This window comes from Litchfieldia alkalitelluris, from assembly GCF_002019645.1.
GTDB lineage: Bacteria > Bacillota > Bacilli > Bacillales > Bacillaceae_L > Litchfieldia > Litchfieldia alkalitelluris.
The window spans coordinates 355,789-374,370 of record NZ_KV917374.1 but is presented as its reverse complement, the minus strand read 5'-3'; the positions used below and the strand labels follow the sequence as shown (position 1 = coordinate 374,370).

17 protein-coding genes are annotated in these 18,582 nt (G+C 33.7%); 3 read left to right on the top strand and 14 right to left on the bottom strand.

The window, feature by feature from the left end:
* Window positions 1–50: 50 nt before the first annotated feature.
* The 3 genes from BK579_RS01890 to BK579_RS01880 form a co-directional block, all read right to left on the bottom strand.
* Entirely contained in the window at window positions 51–248 is a 198-nt protein-coding gene (locus BK579_RS01890) for a DUF951 domain-containing protein (protein ID WP_078543263.1), read from the bottom strand.
* The gene (locus tag BK579_RS01885) at window positions 248–1,066 is read right to left on the bottom strand and encodes a mechanosensitive ion channel family protein (protein ID WP_078550320.1); all 819 of its coding nucleotides are present in this window, start codon (window positions 1,064–1,066) and stop codon (window positions 248–250) included. The genes BK579_RS01890 and BK579_RS01885 overlap by 1 nt, the downstream gene beginning before the upstream one ends.
* A 290-nt stretch (window positions 1,067–1,356) precedes the next feature.
* A complete protein-coding gene (locus BK579_RS01880; RefSeq protein WP_078543262.1) occupies window positions 1,357–2,376 on the bottom strand; it encodes a YkvI family membrane protein in 1,020 nt (339 codons plus the stop codon).
* 192 nt (window positions 2,377–2,568) lie between these two features.
* Here BK579_RS01880 and yyaC point away from each other — a divergent pair, with 192 nt between their 5' ends.
* Complete coding sequence (gene yyaC / locus BK579_RS01875; protein ID WP_078543261.1) at window positions 2,569–3,198, top strand: spore protease YyaC; 630 nt, start codon at window positions 2,569–2,571, stop codon at window positions 3,196–3,198.
* A 116-nt stretch (window positions 3,199–3,314) separates the two neighbouring features.
* Here the strand turns inward: yyaC and BK579_RS01870 are convergent, their stop codons facing one another.
* The 11 genes from BK579_RS01870 to rpmH all read right to left on the bottom strand — a co-directional run bounded on the left by BK579_RS01870 (window position 3,315) and on the right by rpmH (window position 15,017).
* The gene (locus tag BK579_RS01870; protein WP_078543260.1) at window positions 3,315–4,046 is read right to left on the bottom strand and encodes a DUF554 domain-containing protein; all 732 of its coding nucleotides are present in this window, start codon (window positions 4,044–4,046) and stop codon (window positions 3,315–3,317) included.
* Between the two features lie 23 nt (window positions 4,047–4,069).
* The gene (locus BK579_RS01865; protein ID WP_078543259.1) at window positions 4,070–4,924 is read right to left on the bottom strand and encodes a ParB/RepB/Spo0J family partition protein; all 855 of its coding nucleotides are present in this window, start codon (window positions 4,922–4,924) and stop codon (window positions 4,070–4,072) included.
* Window positions 4,917–5,678, bottom strand: a complete 762-nt coding sequence (locus BK579_RS01860; RefSeq protein WP_078543258.1) for a ParA family protein — start codon at window positions 5,676–5,678, stop codon at window positions 4,917–4,919. Before BK579_RS01860 ends, BK579_RS01865 begins: the two co-directional genes overlap by 8 nt.
* A 586-nt stretch (window positions 5,679–6,264) precedes the next feature.
* Window positions 6,265–7,167 carry a nucleoid occlusion protein gene (gene noc, locus BK579_RS01855; protein WP_078543257.1) on the bottom strand — a complete coding sequence of 301 codons (903 nt, stop codon included), beginning with the start codon at window positions 7,165–7,167 and terminating at the stop codon, window positions 6,265–6,267.
* Between the two features lie 348 nt (window positions 7,168–7,515).
* The gene (rsmG, locus tag BK579_RS01850; protein ID WP_078550318.1) at window positions 7,516–8,232 is read right to left on the bottom strand and encodes a 16S rRNA (guanine(527)-N(7))-methyltransferase RsmG; all 717 of its coding nucleotides are present in this window, start codon (window positions 8,230–8,232) and stop codon (window positions 7,516–7,518) included.
* Window positions 8,233–8,253: 21 nt separating this feature from the next.
* Window positions 8,254–10,143: a tRNA uridine-5-carboxymethylaminomethyl(34) synthesis enzyme MnmG gene (gene mnmG / locus BK579_RS01845; protein WP_078543256.1), complete on the bottom strand. Its 1,890-nt coding sequence runs from the start codon at window positions 10,141–10,143 to the stop codon at window positions 8,254–8,256.
* Window positions 10,144–10,222: 79 nt separating this feature from the next.
* The gene (gene mnmE, locus BK579_RS01840) at window positions 10,223–11,608 is read right to left on the bottom strand and encodes a tRNA uridine-5-carboxymethylaminomethyl(34) synthesis GTPase MnmE (RefSeq protein WP_078543255.1); all 1,386 of its coding nucleotides are present in this window, start codon (window positions 11,606–11,608) and stop codon (window positions 10,223–10,225) included.
* Window positions 11,609–12,149: 541 nt separating this feature from the next.
* Window positions 12,150–12,770: an RNA-binding cell elongation regulator Jag/EloR gene (gene jag, locus BK579_RS01835; RefSeq protein ID WP_078543254.1), complete on the bottom strand. Its 621-nt coding sequence runs from the start codon at window positions 12,768–12,770 to the stop codon at window positions 12,150–12,152.
* The gene (gene spoIIIJ, locus BK579_RS01830) at window positions 12,767–13,495 is read right to left on the bottom strand and encodes a YidC family membrane integrase SpoIIIJ (protein ID WP_235848540.1); all 729 of its coding nucleotides are present in this window, start codon (window positions 13,493–13,495) and stop codon (window positions 12,767–12,769) included. The genes jag and spoIIIJ overlap by 4 nt, the downstream gene beginning before the upstream one ends.
* 574 nt (window positions 13,496–14,069) lie before the next feature.
* The gene (rnpA, locus tag BK579_RS01825; protein WP_078543252.1) at window positions 14,070–14,414 is read right to left on the bottom strand and encodes a ribonuclease P protein component; all 345 of its coding nucleotides are present in this window, start codon (window positions 14,412–14,414) and stop codon (window positions 14,070–14,072) included.
* Between the two features lie 468 nt (window positions 14,415–14,882).
* On the bottom strand, window positions 14,883–15,017 hold the full coding sequence (gene rpmH / locus BK579_RS01820; RefSeq protein ID WP_078543251.1) for a 50S ribosomal protein L34: 135 nt from the start codon (window positions 15,015–15,017) through the stop codon (window positions 14,883–14,885).
* A 741-nt stretch (window positions 15,018–15,758) separates the two neighbouring features.
* Between rpmH and dnaA the strand changes: the two genes are divergently transcribed.
* Both dnaA and dnaN read left to right on the top strand, forming a co-directional pair.
* Window positions 15,759–17,105, top strand: a complete 1,347-nt coding sequence (gene dnaA, locus BK579_RS01815; RefSeq protein ID WP_078543250.1) for a chromosomal replication initiator protein DnaA — start codon at window positions 15,759–15,761, stop codon at window positions 17,103–17,105.
* Window positions 17,106–17,324: 219 nt separating this feature from the next.
* Window positions 17,325–18,461 carry a DNA polymerase III subunit beta gene (gene dnaN / locus BK579_RS01810; protein WP_078543249.1) on the top strand — a complete coding sequence of 379 codons (1,137 nt, stop codon included), beginning with the start codon at window positions 17,325–17,327 and terminating at the stop codon, window positions 18,459–18,461.
* Window positions 18,462–18,582: the final 121 nt, after the last annotated feature.

Genomic DNA, 18,582 nt, shown 5'->3' with positions numbered 1-18,582 from the left:
TTTATAGGATGCTTAAATTATATCGGAATTTATAAAGAGGAATATATTAGTTATTCCTCATGTTTAACGAGTATTTTTTTCATCTTTCTTGCAAATTCTTTTCTTGGAATGAGTACACTATGTGAACATCCTTCACATCTGATGCGGATGTCCATTCCCATTCTTATAATCTTCCACTTATTTTCGCCACATGGATGGGGCTTTTTCATTTCTACAACATCATTTAAGTGAAATTCTTTTTCAATCATTAGGATTCCCCTCCCATTTTTTTCGGTTCATTTTCCTCTGAACGGTTATACATTACTAAACGAGGGAATGGAATCTCAATTCCATGCTCATCTAAACGATTTTTAATTTCTTTTCTAAGCATTCTAGATATGTGGAAATGACGCATCGGAAGTACTTCACTAATCACCCTTAATGTCACTTCAGATGCACCTAAAGTCTGTACACCTAACAATTGAGGAGGCTCAATCATATCCTCATATTTATCAGGAAGCTCTTGTAGCAATTCTTCAAGAACTCTTTCCGCTTCAACAATATTCCCTTCATAAGCAATACTAACATCCACAATTGCTATACTATTATGAATCGAAAAGTTTGTTACCTCAATAATACTTCCATTAGGCAGTATATTAAGTTCTCCCGTAAAGCTTTTAATCTTTGTTGTTCTGAGCCCTATCTCCTCTACTACCCCTTCAAATGTACCGATTCGAACATAATCGCCAACAGAAAATTGATCTTCAAAAATGATGAAAAACCCTGTAATTACATCTCGAACTAAGTTTTGAGCCCCAAAACCAATTGCAAGACCAAGGATACCAGCCCCTGCGAGTAGTGCTCGTATTTCGATTTCCATTGTTTCTAAAATCATAATAATAACAACAAAGTAAACAACATATGTTAAAATATTTTCTAACAATTTTATTAGTGTTGCTTCTCGTCGTTCCGTTATGTGTATAGGTCCCTTTGCACGCACCTTAAATATGTTACGTATTGCAATTTTGGCTACCCGGACAACAATTCCAGCAATAAATATAATTAAGATTATTTTTAGGAAACCCATACCTATTGAAATCCATAAATCTTCATTGTAAAGATGAGGTTTTATATGCTCTTCATATACATTCTCTAACCAGCCCAACTAAATCTACCTCTCTATGTAATCTCTTTATACTAAGCTCTTTTGTAAAAGTTGTTGCTACTAGCAAAATATCCAATTGTAATACAAAGTGTTTTTTTTCGGTTATAGAGTATAAAAGATGCCACTCTAATAAGTTCATAATACTTTAAAATAACCATTCAAAAGCAACAAAGTTTACAAAACAGCTTTATACTAAGTATTTTACCAATTTTTCAGCTAAATTTATAGCGGTTCATGATCGGATATAACAAAATTGATGTAAGTAAGTACAGGTTTGCAATTCCATAGATTGGATACAGTACTGAAACCAATGTTGCAAAACCAAATGTTGTAAAAGGAATCATCAAAACAAGTGAAATAATAGCTAATACCCATAAAGGAAGATTTAGCTTTTCTCGAAAACGAGTAGTGATCCCGAATATACCTGATGCTGCTGTCGTAAAGATCGCGGACCATAATAAAAATGACATAAATACTAGCATAGGATATGGATAATATTTTAGTATGGCAAATAATGGTATTTCATATAACATTATTTCTTCAGCCACCTGCATTAGTGATTCATTATAGATAAATGAAATTCCTCCAAGAATAAGCCCACTCCCGACACTTGCAATTCTTGCTTCACCTATATGCTTCATTTCTTTGCCCACTGCAGATAAAACTGCAATAAGTGGTAGTATGTTTAAAGCCGTAAAAGTAAATGCTGATGGCCAGTTATTTTGTGCTTGCCAATCGAACGATAAGTTATTATTACTAGATGAAATAAAAAGTAGTAAAGTAATGATTAACCCAGTGATTAATACAGGTAATATAAATATATTCATTGTTACCATTCCTTTTATTCCCCAAACAAACAAAAGAACTAGCAGTGCACAAAATAGAAAAATTCCTACCCAAAACGGAACTTGAAATGCTTCTAGTGTTGCTCCCCCGCCTGCCAACATGACAATGGTTGTTGTAAACAAATATAGAATAATTAAAACATCATAAATATGTGCCAACCTTTTTCCTATCAATTGCTGCAATACGGGTATAAAGTGTTCAGATTTAACATTATAGCTAATCTTCATAATAACAAAACAACAAATAGAAAAGATAACTGTAAATAGAATGATAGCAAGTCCGCTTTGATCTCCAAAAAATTGCCATAATTCTCTTCCTGAGGCATATCCTGCTCCTATTGTTGTACCCATTATTAGAAACATCCATTTAAATCCAGAGCTCCACATAGCAATCCCTCCAAAGTCTAAAAATATCAATTTTAAAAAACCTAAAGTGTAACATCCTCCAATAACCTTCTATAATGGTTAATTGTTTTACTCCTATCTTAGTAAAAAGAATTCTAAAATTATTTCTCTACTACGTATAGAAGTCCCGATTTTTCCGTATACTGTTAGTACTATTAAAAGGGGGCGAAACCTATGAATCTAAAACAAAATCTTTTTGATGTTATTAAAGGTGATAAAACCCGTATCTTATATAACCAAGAAGATGCAGAAAAGGATATATCACTAAAAGTCACATCATTACTCCCTTCTAACAATCAACCAATCATTATTATTTGTATAGGTACTGATCGATCTACTGGTGACTCGCTTGGCCCTCTTGTAGGAACAAAATTAACAGAAAAAAGGTTGTCTCAATTTCATGTATATGGCACTTTGGACGATCCTATACATGCTGTTAATCTAGAAGAAAAGATGAATTGGATTAAGCAAACATATCAAAAGCCTTTTATCATCGGTATTGATGCCTGTTTAGGGCGATTAAAGAGCGTTGGAATTATTTCTATAGGCGATGGTCCTGTGAAGCCTGGAGCCGGTGTAAATAAAGCCTTAACACCTGTTGGAGATATACATATAACTGGTATTGTGAATGTTAGCGGATTTATGGAATACTTTGTTCTTCAAAATACACGTCTAAGCCTCGTAATGAAGATGGCTGATACAATTGTGAATAGTATTTGTCAGGTTGATCTTGTTCATGATAGGAGAAGACAGATACATTTAAATGATAAAAAAGAAACTATACACCCAAAAAGTAGTTCGTAATAAGTTCTAATTGACAAAAAACAATAAAATCACATAAAAAAATCCCTTCTTACATATAAAGTAAGAAGAGATCTTTTTGTTTATCGTTAGCTTAGATAAATCTATCCGATAAATCTCTAAATTGCCTGAACAAATTGAATAACATCCGACCAAAAATAGAAAAGAGTTACTAAAGTTGCTGTTACTAAAATACTAGGTAGAAAATTTGCTACCCTAATATTCGTCAATCCTATCAAATTTAGACCGATAGCCAAAATCATAACACCACCAGTTGCTGTCATTTCTGTAATAAATGAATTCATTAAATCAGTTGGTATCCATTTTTCAATTTGAGTAGCAAAAATAGCGATTGATCCTTGGTATAAAATAACTGGTATCGCTGAGAAAAGCACTCCTATTCCAAGGGTTGTTGCTAATATTAAACTAGTAAAACCATCTAGAATTGACTTGGTATATAAAACTCTGTGGTCATTTCTTAAACCACTATCTAATGAACCTATTATCGCCATAGCTCCAATAACGAAGATTAAGGTAGCTGTAACAAATCCCTTAGCAATTGTTCCTTCTTGATTTTTACCAATTTTTCTCTCCAGCCAGTTACCTAAAGCATTTAATTTATGATCTAATGCCCAGTATTCACCTAAAATCGAACCAAAAACAAGACTAAATATAACGATTAAGAACTGCTGACTTTTTAACCCCATTTGTATTCCCAATATAATAACAGCCAGTCCAATTCCTTGCATAACCGTGCCTTTTATATTTTCAGGAATACGATTAAGTAATTTCCCTAAAAGGGTTCCGAGGATAATACATAACCCATTAACAATTGTACCTAGTAATACCAATTTACCATTTCTCCTAACACAAATTATGAAACACTTGGAGAATCTAACATTTCAAGGATTCTTTCTAAGTCTTCCTTAGAGAAAAATTCAATTTCAATTTTCCCTTTTTTCTTGTTTTGTTTTATCGTTACAGATGTTCCAAACTTCTCCCTTAAAACTGTCTCTCTTTCACGAATAAAAACATCTTTTTTAGGAGCAGGTTTCACTGTTTCACGTGGAACATTTTGATTTAATTGATTTATCAGTTCTTCTAATTGGCGGACATTCAACTGTTCCTTAATAATTTTTTCTATTAAAGGTTCTAATTTTTCTTTCCTTTTTAAGCCCAGTAAAGTTCTACCATGCCCCATTGAAATTTTCCCATCTGAAATGAGCTGTTGAACAGTCTTTGGAAGAGATAATAATCTTAGATGGTTTGCAATATGAGGCCTACTTTTACCTAATCGTTGGGCCAATTGCTCTTGAGTTAATTTTAAATGTTCAATTAAAGTTTGGTATGCTGCGGCTTCTTCAATTGGATTTAAATCTTCTCTCTGCAGGTTTTCTAATAAAGCAAGCTCCATCATTTGTTGTTCAGTTAGATCTCTTATAACCGCTGGTACACTTGATAGTTTGGCTGCTTTCGCCGCTCTGAAACGTCTCTCCCCGACTACAATTTCAAAACCCTTAATGCTTTTCCTAACAATGATAGGTTGTAAGATTCCATGTGCTAAGATTGATTCTTTTAGTTCTTCAATTGCTTCAGGTTCGAATGTCTTTCGTGGCTGGTAAGGATTTGGACGTAATTCGGTAATCTTAATTTCTTGAACAACTTCTTCTCGCCCAACTTCCATATTTGTAAATAAGGCATTTATTCCTTTACCTAGACCTTTAGCCATTGCCTACCACTTCCTTTGCAAGATCTAAATATACCTCAGCACCTCTAGATTTTGGATCGTAAATAATAATAGGTTCACCATGACTCGGTGCTTCACTTAACCTAATATTTCTTGGAATAATAGTGTGATAAACCTTGTCCTGGAAATATTTTTTCACTTCATCAATGACTTGAATTCCTAAGTTCGTCCTTGCATCTAGCATTGTAAGTAGAACTCCTTCTATCATTAAATCCGTATTAAGGTGTTTTTGAACCAATCGAACTGTATTTAATAATTGACTAAGTCCTTCTAATGCATAATATTCACATTGAACAGGTATTAAAACTGCATCTGAAGCGGTTAATGCATTAATTGTTAATAGCCCTAATGAAGGTGGGCAATCTATGATTATATAATCATAGTTATCTTTTACTGCTTCTAAAGCTCTTTTTAACCGTACTTCACGTGAAATCGTTGGAACTAACTCAATTTCAGCACCTGCTAGCTGAATAGTTGCAGGAATAATAGATAGATTTTCAACTGCTGTCGGTTTCACAACATGCTGTACCTCTACATCCTCAACCAAAATATCATAGATACATTGATCTACTTCTGCCTTCTCAATTCCTGTACCACTTGTAGCGTTACCTTGCGGATCGATATCTACTAACAGTACCCTTTTACCAATATACGCTAAACAAGCACTTAAATTAACTGATGTAGTTGTTTTACCAACTCCACCTTTTTGGTTTGCAATCGCGATGATTTTCCCCACGATGTCACCTACCTTCAAGAATAAACTATACTAACTATTTTATAGAACAAATATAATACTAGATTTTGTCGAAAAATACGAATTTTTTAAAACAAACTTATATATTTAAACATCATTATAACTAAAAACAACAAAATGCTCACTTTTACTATTTTATCATGAAATCAAATTGTGATACTCTTTTTTTTTATAAAAATTACAAAAACCATCTTTATTACTAGTAATATTATAGATTAGCTGTTTTTGTAAGCACTGTTACATGTCATTGGTCTACTAATGCGTGATCCCTCCCTATCGGGTTTAGAAAAGCGCTGCGTGTTTGAACTACCGGCGAATGGTTTCAGATAAGTAGCATTCCAAAGTAAACTCAAGCTTTGGATGACGAGCCAATGAACCGAGAACTAGACACCAAAAATTTGGTGAGATATTCTATACACTCTAAAGAAAAATAGTCGATTTTTAAGGAAACAATCTTATGATGAGGAAATATAGTGAGGTTTCTAACATAACACAAATAACAATTTCGTATTGTAAATGTTTCACGTGAAACAAAACCCCCATCATTTTAGGATGATGGGGATTCTTACTATTTCTTAGGTATTTTTATTGTAAATTGAATATAGTCATCAAATTCTTGTTCTTCTGAATCAATGGATACTCCACTTTCAGAAACCATAGTCAATGACTGACGAATTGTATTCATTGCAATTCTTGTGTCTCTACTGAATGCCCTTCTTTGAGGCTTTGGTTTCTTTTGATCTTGCTCTAGCAGCTTGACAACTCTATCTTCAGTTTGCTTTACATTTAATTGTCTTTCAATAACTTCTTGTAAGAGCTTCACTTGTTTTTCAGGGTGTTTTAAAGGGATTAAAGCCCTTGCATGTCTTTCTGTTATTACTTTTTGTAAGAGTGCCTCTTGTACTTCATCAGGTAATTTTAACAATCTCAATTTATTAGCAATTGTTGATTGACCTTTCCCTAGTCTTTGGGCTAGAGCTTCTTGTGTAAGACTATGCAATTCTAATAGTTTCCCATAAGCTATCGCTTCTTCAATTGCAGATAGTTCCTCGCGTTGCAGGTTTTCTATTAAAGCTACAGAAGCCGTTTCAGTATCGTTAAATTCTTTAATAATTGCTGGGATTGTATCCCACCCTAATGATTGTACTGCTCTCCATCTTCTTTCACCAGCAATAATCTCATATTTAGTTTCATCAAATTGTCTTAATACGATTGGCTGGATTATACCGTGAGTACGGATTGTTAAAGCTAGCTCTGTGATTTTATCTTCTGCAAAAACCGTTCGAGGTTGGAAACGATTTGGAACAATGCTATGAATCGGTATATTTTTCACTTCTTCATTCTGCTGTTTCTCTTCTATTTCGGTTGACAATAATTCTGTCTCAGCTGCTGTCTCTAATTCGCTTTGATCTAATATCTGCTGCTCATCTTTTTCACTTAGATTAAAAAGCCGTGAAAATGGATGTCTCATAATTACACCACCCCTTAGGATCTCCCTATGTTTAAAATTCTACTTATAAATGAACGATTTCTGCAGAAAATCTGGTAGTAGCTAGATAGTATTATTAAATGTTTCACGTGAAACATTTATTTATTTTGTACGCAAATAACAATTTTGGTATGCACTTAAACTACTATAGGTTAAATCAGAACCCCTATGGAAACTGAACACAATTTCAAGTCAACATAGCAATTGATTTAAGTAGATAAAGTTACAGCTTTTGAACATCTAGCTCTTTTAAACTAATTATATATACTATTATAAGGATACAAGGATACACTAGGAATTACAACACTTATATAATGAATGAAACTATTATCAAGTGATTGGTGTTCGGTTTGGAGTACCTGGTTTCCTTGGATATTTTTTTGGAGTTTTTTTAGCTTTTTTAATAACTAAAATATTACGTTCACTTTCTTCAATGGGTAATAAAAAGTGATTTACTTGTTCTATCGTACCACCTAATATTGTTATTGCTTTTTCAGCATCCTTTAACTCATCTTGAACAGATGCTGCTTTCATAGCTAAAAACACTCCATTTTCTTTAACTAGTGGTAAACAAAGCTCACTTAAAACAGATAGTCTAGCAACTGCCCTCGCCATAACTAAATCATATGACTCTCGATTATCTTGTTTTTGTCCAAAGGTTTCTGCACGGTCATGATAGAAGGAAACGTTTTCTAATGAAAGTTCTCTAGCTAAATGGTTTAAGAAGCCGATCCTTTTTTGTAAAGAATCCACGATTGATATTTCTAAATGTGGAAAACATATTTTAATAGGAATACTCGGAAAACCAGCGCCAGCTCCCACATCACAAACAGAATTAACTTTATTAAAATCAAAATAAAATGCTGCTGAAATTGAATCGTAAAAATGTTTTAAGTAAACATCATTCTTTTCAGTAATTGCAGTCAAATTCATTTTTTCATTCCATTCGACCAATAATTGAAAGTATTGTTCAAATTGTTCAAGCTGTCGAGAAGAAAGGGAAATCCCTTTCTCCTCCAAACCTTTTGCAAAATTAAGTGTATCCATCTCGATTCCTTTCATCGGACATTATTGATTTGAAACTCTCGCAATTTTTCCTTGTTCAATGTACACAAGAAGAATGGAGACATCTGCAGGATTTACTCCCGAAATTCTTGATGCTTGAGCAACAGATAAAGGACGGACTTCCTTTAGTTTTTGTCTTGCTTCTGATGCCAAACCAGATATTGCATCATAATCAATGTTTTCAGGAATTTTTTTATTCTCCATTTTCTTTAAACGTTCAACCTGTTGCAATGATTTTTCAATATATCCTTCATACTTCACTTGAATTTCTACTTGTTCAGCAACATCAGGATCTACTGCTATCTCTGAGGGAACCATTTGATTAATATGGCTATATACCATTTCAGGTCGTTTCAAAAGATCTATCGCTTTTATTCCATCTTTTAATTCACTTCCACCAACTGACCTAATGATTTCTTGAACGTTATTAGTTGGTTTTATATTAATAGAAGATAATCGTTGTTTTTCCTGTTCGATTGCTTCTTTTTTACTTAAAAATCGTTCATATCTGTCATCACTAATTAATCCAATTTCATGACCTATCTTTGTTAGTCTCAAATCTGCATTATCATGTCGAAGCAATAAACGATACTCTGCACGAGATGTTAATAGTCGATAAGGTTCATTCGTTCCTTTAGTTACAAGGTCATCAATTAATACTCCGATATATGCATCAGAACGACTAAGAATTACCTCTTTCTTATCTAAGGAGCGTCTCCCTGCATTTATACCAGCCATAATGCCCTGACCTGCAGCTTCTTCATACCCTGAAGTACCATTAATTTGACCTGCTGTATATAGATTTTTAATCTTCTTCGTTTCTAGCGTTGGCCAAAGTTGGGTTGGAACAATTGCATCATACTCGATTGCATAGCCCGCTCTCATTAATTGCACTTTTTCAAGTCCAGGAATAGATGCCAATATTTTATGTTGAACATCTTCAGGTAAACTTGTTGATAAACCTTGTACATAAACCTCATGAGTATTTCTGCCTTCAGGCTCTAAGAAAATTTGATGTCTAGGCTTATCATTAAAACGAACTACTTTATCTTCAATAGAAGGACAATACCTTGGCCCTGTTCCTTTAATCATCCCCGAATACATTGGAGAACGGTGTAAATTATCATCAATTATTTGGTGGGTTTCTTGACTTGTGTAAGTCAGCCAGCAAGGTAATTGATCTGTAATATATTTCGTTGTTTCATATGAAAATGCTCTCGGAACATCATCACCCGGTTGTATTTCTGTTTTGCTATAGTCGATTGACTGACTATGTACTCTTGGAGGTGTCCCTGTTTTAAATCGAACTAAGTCTAATCCTAGTTCTTCAAGGTGTTCTGATAATTTAACAGAAGGCTGTTGATTATTAGGTCCGCTTGAATATTTAAGTTCCCCTAAGATAATCTCTCCTCTTAAAAATGTACCCGTTGTAATGACAACTGTTTTAGCTTCATAGATGGCACCCGTCTGAGTGACAACACCTTTACATACATCATCCTCAACAATTAATCGTTCAACCATTCCTTGAAGAAGTGTTAAATTTTCTTGATTTTCTAAGGTCTTTTTCATCTCATGCTGATATGAAAACTTATCTGCTTGAGCACGAAGAGCACGAACGGCCGGCCCTTTCCCTGTATTTAACATACGCATTTGAATATGCGTTTTATCAATATTCCTCGCCATTTCTCCACCAAGAGCGTCGATTTCACGAACAACGATCCCTTTTGCAGGACCTCCAACTGATGGATTACATGGCATGAATGCCACCATATCTAGATTAATCGTAATCATTAGAGTTTTTGCACCTTGTCTTGCTGCTGAAAGACCAGCCTCACAGCCTGCATGTCCCGCTCCAATAACTATGACATCATATGAGCCAGCTTGATAACCCATATTTAAGAAACCTCCTTATATCAAATTCATGATCTACAATAAAAGGAAGCATGAATGATATATAAAATAAATTACTAAATTATTTTCCTAAACAAAACTGTGAAAAAAGTTGATTGATTAAGCTCTCATGAACTGCATCACCAATAATTTCACCAAGTAATTCCCATGTTCTTGTTAAATCTATTTGGACCATATCTATAGGTAACTGTGTTTCTATTCCTTGAATTGCCTCATCGATTGAGCTAGATGCCTGATGTAAAAGAGCAATATGTCTAGAATTAGATACATATGTTAAATCACCAGCTTCGAGCGAGCCAGAGAAGAATAAGGAAGAAATAGCTTCTTCTAATTCATCAATCCCCTTCTCATGAAGAAGTGAAGTTGTGACAATTGGTTGGTTATTTGCTAATTTTTTCACTGTATCAAGGTCAATTTTTGTCGGTAAATCCGTTTTGTTAATAATGATAATAGCATCCATACCACTTATTGCTTCAAAGAGTTTCTCATCTTCATGTGATAATTGTTCATTATTATTTAATACCAATAGGATTAAATCAGCCTTTTTTAACACTTCACGTGATCTTTCAACACCAATTCGTTCGACGATATCTTCTGTTTCTCTTATCCCAGCTGTATCAACTAACCGAAGTGGAACTCCTCGAACATTCACATATTCTTCAATTACATCTCTTGTTGTGCCTGGAATATCTGTCACAATAGCTTTATTCTCATGAACTAAACTATTTAATAGCGAACTTTTTCCAACATTGGGTCTTCCAACAATAACTGTAGAAAGTCCTTCTCTAAGTATCTTTCCTTGACTAGAGGTCCTTAATAACTTCTGAATTTCACTTTTTACATTTAGAACCTTAGGTATTAATAACTGATGTGTCATTTCCTCTACATCATCATACTCTGGATAATCAATATTGACTTCAATATGTGCTAAGACCTCGAGTAACTCCTGTCTTAGTCCTCTTATTAAATTAGACAGTCTTCCCTCCATTTGGCCGATTGCTACGTTCATCGCTCGGTCCGTTTTAGCTCTTATTAAATCCATTACTGCCTCGGCTTGTGACAAGTCGATTCTTCCATTTAGAAAGGCCCTCTTTGTGAATTCACCTGGCTCAGCCAATCTTGCCCCATTGGTTAACACTAGTCCAAGCACTCTATTAACTGAAACTAGTCCTCCATGGCAATTAATTTCTATTATATCTTCTCGGGTAAAAGTTTTTGGTCCTCTCATCAACGAGACCATTACTTCCTCTACTGTTTCCTCTGTTTTCGGATCAACTATATACCCATAATGTATTGTATGTGATTTTAACTCTCTTAGCTTCTTCCCCGCTTTTCCTTTGAACAGCCGGTCCGCAATTTCTACTGCATCATCTCCACTTAATCGAACAATGGCTATTGCTCCCTCTCCCATCGGAGTCGAGATTGCTGTTATTGTGTCAAATTCCATTTACTCACCTCATTAAACCTACCTACACATATACTCTTACATTTCTATAAAAATTATGGATCTAATTAGTTTTCCACAAGCAATCCATTTTACCATATCGTCTTTGTGAATAATAATATTTATTACTAGTATGACCTATTTATCCACACGGAAAACTTACACGCACATTTTTGTTTATTATACCAATTTTAACTTATCCACATGTGAATAACAATCTTTTTAATCACCTTTGATACGAAGGTTAATTTTCATATAAACAATTAATACTGAACTTCAAAAAGCGGAATTAGGTACTTTTACCTACAATTCCGCCTCAGGCAGACAGTGGATTGCGGCAATATGATGTATAAATTAACTCCAATCTTTGCTGGACTGTCAAAAAAGTAATCATAAGCAACTTTTTGTAACTATGTAACGTGCATACAAAGGGTTGAATGTTCTCCTAAGTTATAACTATCAAGTAAAACTACTTTCTCATTTCATCACAAATTAAAAACGCAAAAAAAGCTAACTCATTAAGAGTTAGCTTTTAGCTATCATTTTATCTCTGTGGTGAGATAACAATATGACGGTTTGGATCTGCACCCGCTGAAAAGGTTTTTACCTTTTTATTATTTACTAGAGCTGTATGAATTACCTTGCGTTCATAAGACGGCATTGGTTCTAATGGAACATCTTGCTTTGTTCGAATCGCCTTTAATGCTAATCTTTCAGCAAGTAAAACTAGTGTTTCTTCTCTTCTACCTCTGTAATTCTCAGCATCAATAATAATATTTACATACTGATTAGAAACTCGATTAACCACCAATTGTGTTAAATACTGAAGTGAGTTTAACGTTTGACCTCGCTTACCAATTAAAATCGCTAATTTTTCACCGGTAAGATTAAATGTAACATTTTTACCATTTCTTTTAATATCAATTTTGGCTGAGACTCCCATGGAATCAACTACCTTCTGAAGAAAAGCAGCAGCCTCTTCGATCGGGTCAATTTTCACTGTTACTTTCACAACAGCTGGCTTTGAACCAAATATCCCGAAGATTCCCTTTTTTCCTTCATTGATGATCGAGATTTCTGCGCGGTCTTTTGTTGTTTCTAGTTGAGCTAAAGCTGATTCCACTGCTTCATCGACGGTTTGCCCAGTAGCAGTTATTTGTTTCACTTTTTTGCTCCTCCTGATTTACCAGTAGCTTCTTTTAGCTCTGGACCTTTAATAAAGTAAGTCTGTGCAATCATAAATAAGTTCCCGACAACCCAGTATAGTGATAATGCTGCTGGGAAAGTAATTGCAAATACGACAATCATAATCGGCATTAACCATAACATCATGGCCATTTGAGGATTTTGCTGCGCGTTTCCAGCCATCATCATCTTTTGTTGGATAAATGTTGTAACACCTGCGATTAGGGGTAATAAATAATATGGATCTTTATCACCTAAATCAAACCATAAAAAGTTATGCTCAGCAATTTCTCTAGTTCTCATAATTGCATGGTAGAAACCAATAAGAATTGGCATTTGAATAATTAATGGAAAACATCCTGCTAAAGGATTTACTCCATGTTTTTGAAAAAGAGCCATTGTCTCTTGTTGTAGTTTTTGTTGAGTTTTTTGATCCTTCGAACTATATTTCTCTCTTAATGCCTGCATTTCAGGCTGTAGCGCTTGCATTGCCTTTGAACTTCTCGTTTGTTTAATCATCAAAGGTAAAATAGCAAATCTAATTATAAGAGTTACAACAATAATTGCTAAACCATAGTTTTCACCGGTAGCTTCAGCAACATATGTAATTAGCCATGATAATGGATAAACAATATATTGATTCCAGAAGCCTTCACTATCCTTTGTAATCTCCTCATTGATTTCTGTACACCCTGTCATGAGCATCAATAACAATAGTAGTGTTCCAAATAATAGTATTCGCCTTTTCAACAGATTCTTCCTCCTAATGTAAGTAGTATACGGATTTTTTGATTTCACTGGATCATTAATTAATACTATACATTAGCATATTTAGTTTTGACCCCAAAATGAAAACATGACAAATACATTTTATCACTTTTTATAATAAATAGCTTTTTTTCTTTGGCTATTTGTTAAACTTATTACATTTAACAGTTTAAGGGTACACTTTGAACCTAATAGTGTGGCATCTTTTCTTCCGTATCCAACTCTTAAGTATAATTACTCTCTTTTACTCTTAATACTTTTTTAGTTAGCATTTTACTTTTCAGAAAAGAGCCTTCTTTGGCTATTTTGTTAAACTTATTACATTTAACAGTTTAAGGGTACACTTTGAACCTAATAGTGTGGCATCTTTTCATTCGTAGTAGCAGTTCTATTTTCGTAGTTTATTTCACTTTACATAGAGTAACTTCTATCTTTTCAAAGTTTCTTCTCTATTATATGAAGAGCATATTGAATTATATTAATAAATGAGTATGAAACTAACTACATTTTACTAAACCGTTTTTCTTAGTACTTTTGCCCGTTTTAAGACATGCTGCAAACTGCTCCGAACCTCCGCATAATCCATTTCTGCTACAGGCTTTCTTGCAATAATTACATAATCCTTGTTTTGATCAACTAGCTCTTTATGTTCTAGAAAAAACTGTCTTACTAATCGTTTCACTCGATTACGTACTACAGCGTTTCCTATTTTTTTACTCACGGAAAGTCCAATACGAAAATGCTCTAGCTCATTTTGTAAAACATATACAACAAACTGACGATTTGCAGTTGATTTTCCATGTTGAAAAACCGATTGGAATTCTTTATTTTTTTTTATTCGATATTCCTTTTTCATTAATAACACTCCAGCATATGTTAACATCATAACTTCTATGTTTAAATTCGCAGTTTGAAACTTCCACTAATTATGGGTTGTTTATAATCAAATCTACTAGGTAACTATTTTGATTCTGTCCACTCAAGGTATCCAATAATTTTCACTTCACTAAAGCTAATTAAGCTGTTAAATTTCACTCTAGCCCCTGGTACATCGTACTCCTTCAATCACCTTAGCACTAAATCAACCACAAGTAGAAAAGAGTAACTATTTAAATCTCCTAAAATCGTTATAAGTAATAGGAAATTTCAACAAACTACTCTCTAAAGAAGTCAATCATCTACATTATAGTCATACTAAGACACTATAAACCTTACTTAAAAGAAATAATTTGTTCGAAGAATTTCTTTTGCTTTTTTCATATCTTGTCACTTATAAATCTACTTAATTAATAATGACAAAAAAGACCACTGAGATCTCAGTGGTCTATGCTGATAATACTTTTCTTCCTTTACGACGACGACGAGCTAGAACTTTACGTCCATTTGCTGAACTCATACGTTTACGGAAACCGTGCACTTTGCTATGTTTACGATTATTTGGTTGATACGTTCTTTTCATTATATGACACCTCCCTGAGGAATTTGCAATCATCTTAACAGACAGTCTCAATAATTATAGAGAAATTAAGGGTCAAATGTCAACCTTTCTTAGATGCTATATTTTGGATTTATAAAAATTTAAGTCAATTACATGATATATTGCCTAATTTATTTACAAGAAATAGTTATAAACCAACAAAAAGATCCTCGTTCGTATCTTCTGGACAATTTCTCTTATTTTTAGTTTGAGGAAAACTAATAGAGACACCTCATTAAACAAACCCTAAATAAAAGCTTGTCCCTTTTTTATAAATCATTAGTTTTTCTAGCTGTGGACAACTTTATTCGACAAAAATCTCCATCCCCACAAGTTATCGACAACCTTCACACATCATATAGTATTGTGGAAATCTTTTTTCCACAAGGTGTAGTAATTGTGGATAACTTATTAAAAACCATTGATTTACTAGGGAATATTTGATATTATATTTGTGTTTTCACTCTTTATAACTTTATCCACAAATTTTCTTATCCACAGAGTGTGGATAAGATGTGGACACTTTTCCAGTGTTGTGAATAGAGATTTGTCCACAATATGTGAATTATGTCGAAAAGACGTTTTACTACTATAATATATTTTATTCACATTTTATACTGATTGTATTTTTATTAAGATGTATACATTCGGCTTATTCGACGTTATACAAAACTTAAACATAATAGAAATTTCAGCTAATCTACATTAAAGGAGGGAAATTTTTTGGAGAATATTGCTGATTTATGGTCCAAGGCATTGACCGAAATAGAAAAGAAGTTAAGCAAACCAAGCTTTGAAACATGGCTAAAGTCAACTAAAGCCCATGCACTTCAAAATGATACCCTAATTATCACAGCACCTAATGAATTCGCACGTGATTGGCTTGAATCAAGGTACTTACATCTTATCGCCGAGACGATTTATGACTTAACAGGTGAAGAATTAAGTATTAAATTTATTATTCCTCAAAACCAGCTAGAAGAAGAATTTGAATTTAAAGCTCCTGAAAAAAAGATCTTAAAACAAGAAGATCCAATAGAACTGCAGCAAAATATGCTAAATCCAAAATACACATTCGATACCTTTGTTATTGGTTCTGGTAATCGTTTTGCTCATGCTGCTTCTTTAGCCGTGGCGGAAGCTCCAGCAAAAGCATATAATCCTCTCTTTATTTATGGAGGTGTAGGTCTTGGTAAAACTCACTTAATGCACGCAATTGGACATTATGTGATAGACCACAATCCAGGAGCAAAGGTTGTTTATTTATCTTCAGAGAAATTTACAAATGAATTTATCAATTCTATTCGAGATAATAAAGCTGTCGATTTTAGAAATAAATATCGAAGTGTGGATGTCTTACTAATAGATGATATTCAATTCTTAGCAGGTAAAGAACAAACACAAGAAGAATTTTTCCATACTTTTAATACCCTTCACGAAGAAAGCAAGCAAATTGTTATTTCCAGTGATCGACCACCAAAGGAAATTCCTACTTTAGAAGACAGGTTAAGATCGCGCTTTGAATGGGGATTAATTACTGATATTACACCGCCAGATCTGGAGACACGGATTGCTATTTTACGAAAGAAGGCAAAGGCGGAAGGTTTAGATATACCAAATGAAGTCATGCTATATATAGCAAATCAAATTGATACAAATATTCGTGAGTTAGAAGGGGCACTCATTCGTGTAGTCGCCTATTCTTCTTTAATAAATAAAGATATTAATGCAGATTTAGCTGCTGAAGCATTAAAGGATATAATTCCTAGCTCTAAGCCAAGAGTAATTACCATTTTTGAGATCCAAAAAATGGTTGGACAACACTATAGCGTAAAGCTCGAAGATTTTAAAGCAAAAAAACGAACAAAATCAGTCGCTTTTCCTAGACAAATTGCTATGTATTTAGCTCGTGAACTAACAGACTTTTCTCTCCCTAAAATCGGTGAGGAATTTGGTGGAAGAGACCATACCACGGTGATTCACGCACATGAAAAAATATCTAAGATGTTGCAAACTGATTCACAGCTACAAAAACAACTAAAAGAAATAAACTCATTATTAAAAGGTTAACTCGGGTAGAAGCTTAGCACTGGATAATGTTGATAACTTTACTCTTCTTATACACAGTCTATCCACATGTGGATAGACTGTATTTCCTTTACGTTTATTGACTTATCCACATACTAACAGGCCCTACTATTACTTCTATTACTTTTTTTATTCTTTTAATTAATTATTATGCGTATGAAAATCATAAATCGTACGTTTTTTTTACAGGAGGATTTTGACATGAAATTTATCATTCTTAGAGATCATCTCGTTCAAAGTGTTCAAGATGTTATGAAAGCAGTATCTTCTAGAACAACTATTCCAATTCTAACTGGTATTAAAATTGTTGCTACTGAAGAAGGAGTTACATTAACTGGTAGTGATTCTGATATTTCTATTGAATCATTTATTCCAGCTGAGGAAGATGGAAGTGAGATTGTTGAAATCAAGAAAACAGGAAGCATCGTGCTTCAAGCACGCTTCTTTAGTGAGATTGTTAAGAAACTACCTAACGATACAGTAGAAATTGAAGTTCAAAATCAATTTTTGACGCTAATTCGATCAGGCAGAGCTGAGTTTAATTTAAATGGTCTAGATGCAGAAGAATATCCTCAATTACCTCAAATTGAAGAAAGTAATGCTTTTAAAATTTCTACTGACTTACTCAAAAATATGATTAGACAAACTGTTTTTGCTGTATCTACATCTGAAACTAGACCTATCTTGACAGGTGTAAACTGGAGCGTTCAAAATAACGAACTAACCTGTATTGCAACAGATAGTCATCGACTTGCTTTGAGAAAAGCAAAGGTTGAATCTGAAATATTGGATAGCTATAATGTCGTTATTCCTGGAAAAAGCCTTACAGAGTTAAGTAAAATCTTAGATGATAATACTGAGTTAGTTGATATTGTCATTACAGAAAACCAAGTTCTCTTTAAAACAAAACATTTATTATTTTTCTCACGTTTATTAGATGGGAATTATCCTGATACAACACGTTTAATTCCAAATGAAAGTAAAACAGAAGTCGTTGTATCTACTAAACTTTTCTTGCAAGCAATTGACCGTGCATCACTACTAGCAAAAGAAGGACGTAACAATGTTGTTAAATTATCAACAATGCCGGATAGTGTTATTGAAGTATCATCAAATTCTCCTGAGATTGGAAAAGTAATTGAAGAAATTCAATCAGAGACAATTGACGGAGAAGAACTAAAAATTTCGTTTAGTGCAAAATATATGATGGATGCACTAAAAGCACTTGAAGGAACTGATATTAGAGTGAATTTTACTGGAGCTATGAGACCATTTATTATCCGTCCACTACATGATGACTCAATTTTACAACTGATTCTTCCAGTAAGAACTTTTTAGGCAATCTAGCTTAATGTTTTCACTTATTTCTGCTACTAGGCAAAAAGTTCCTAGTAGCTTTCTTTTCTCTTGGTGATCTTTAAATAGATGTTTTAGCTGCCAGCTTCTAAAGTATTTACTA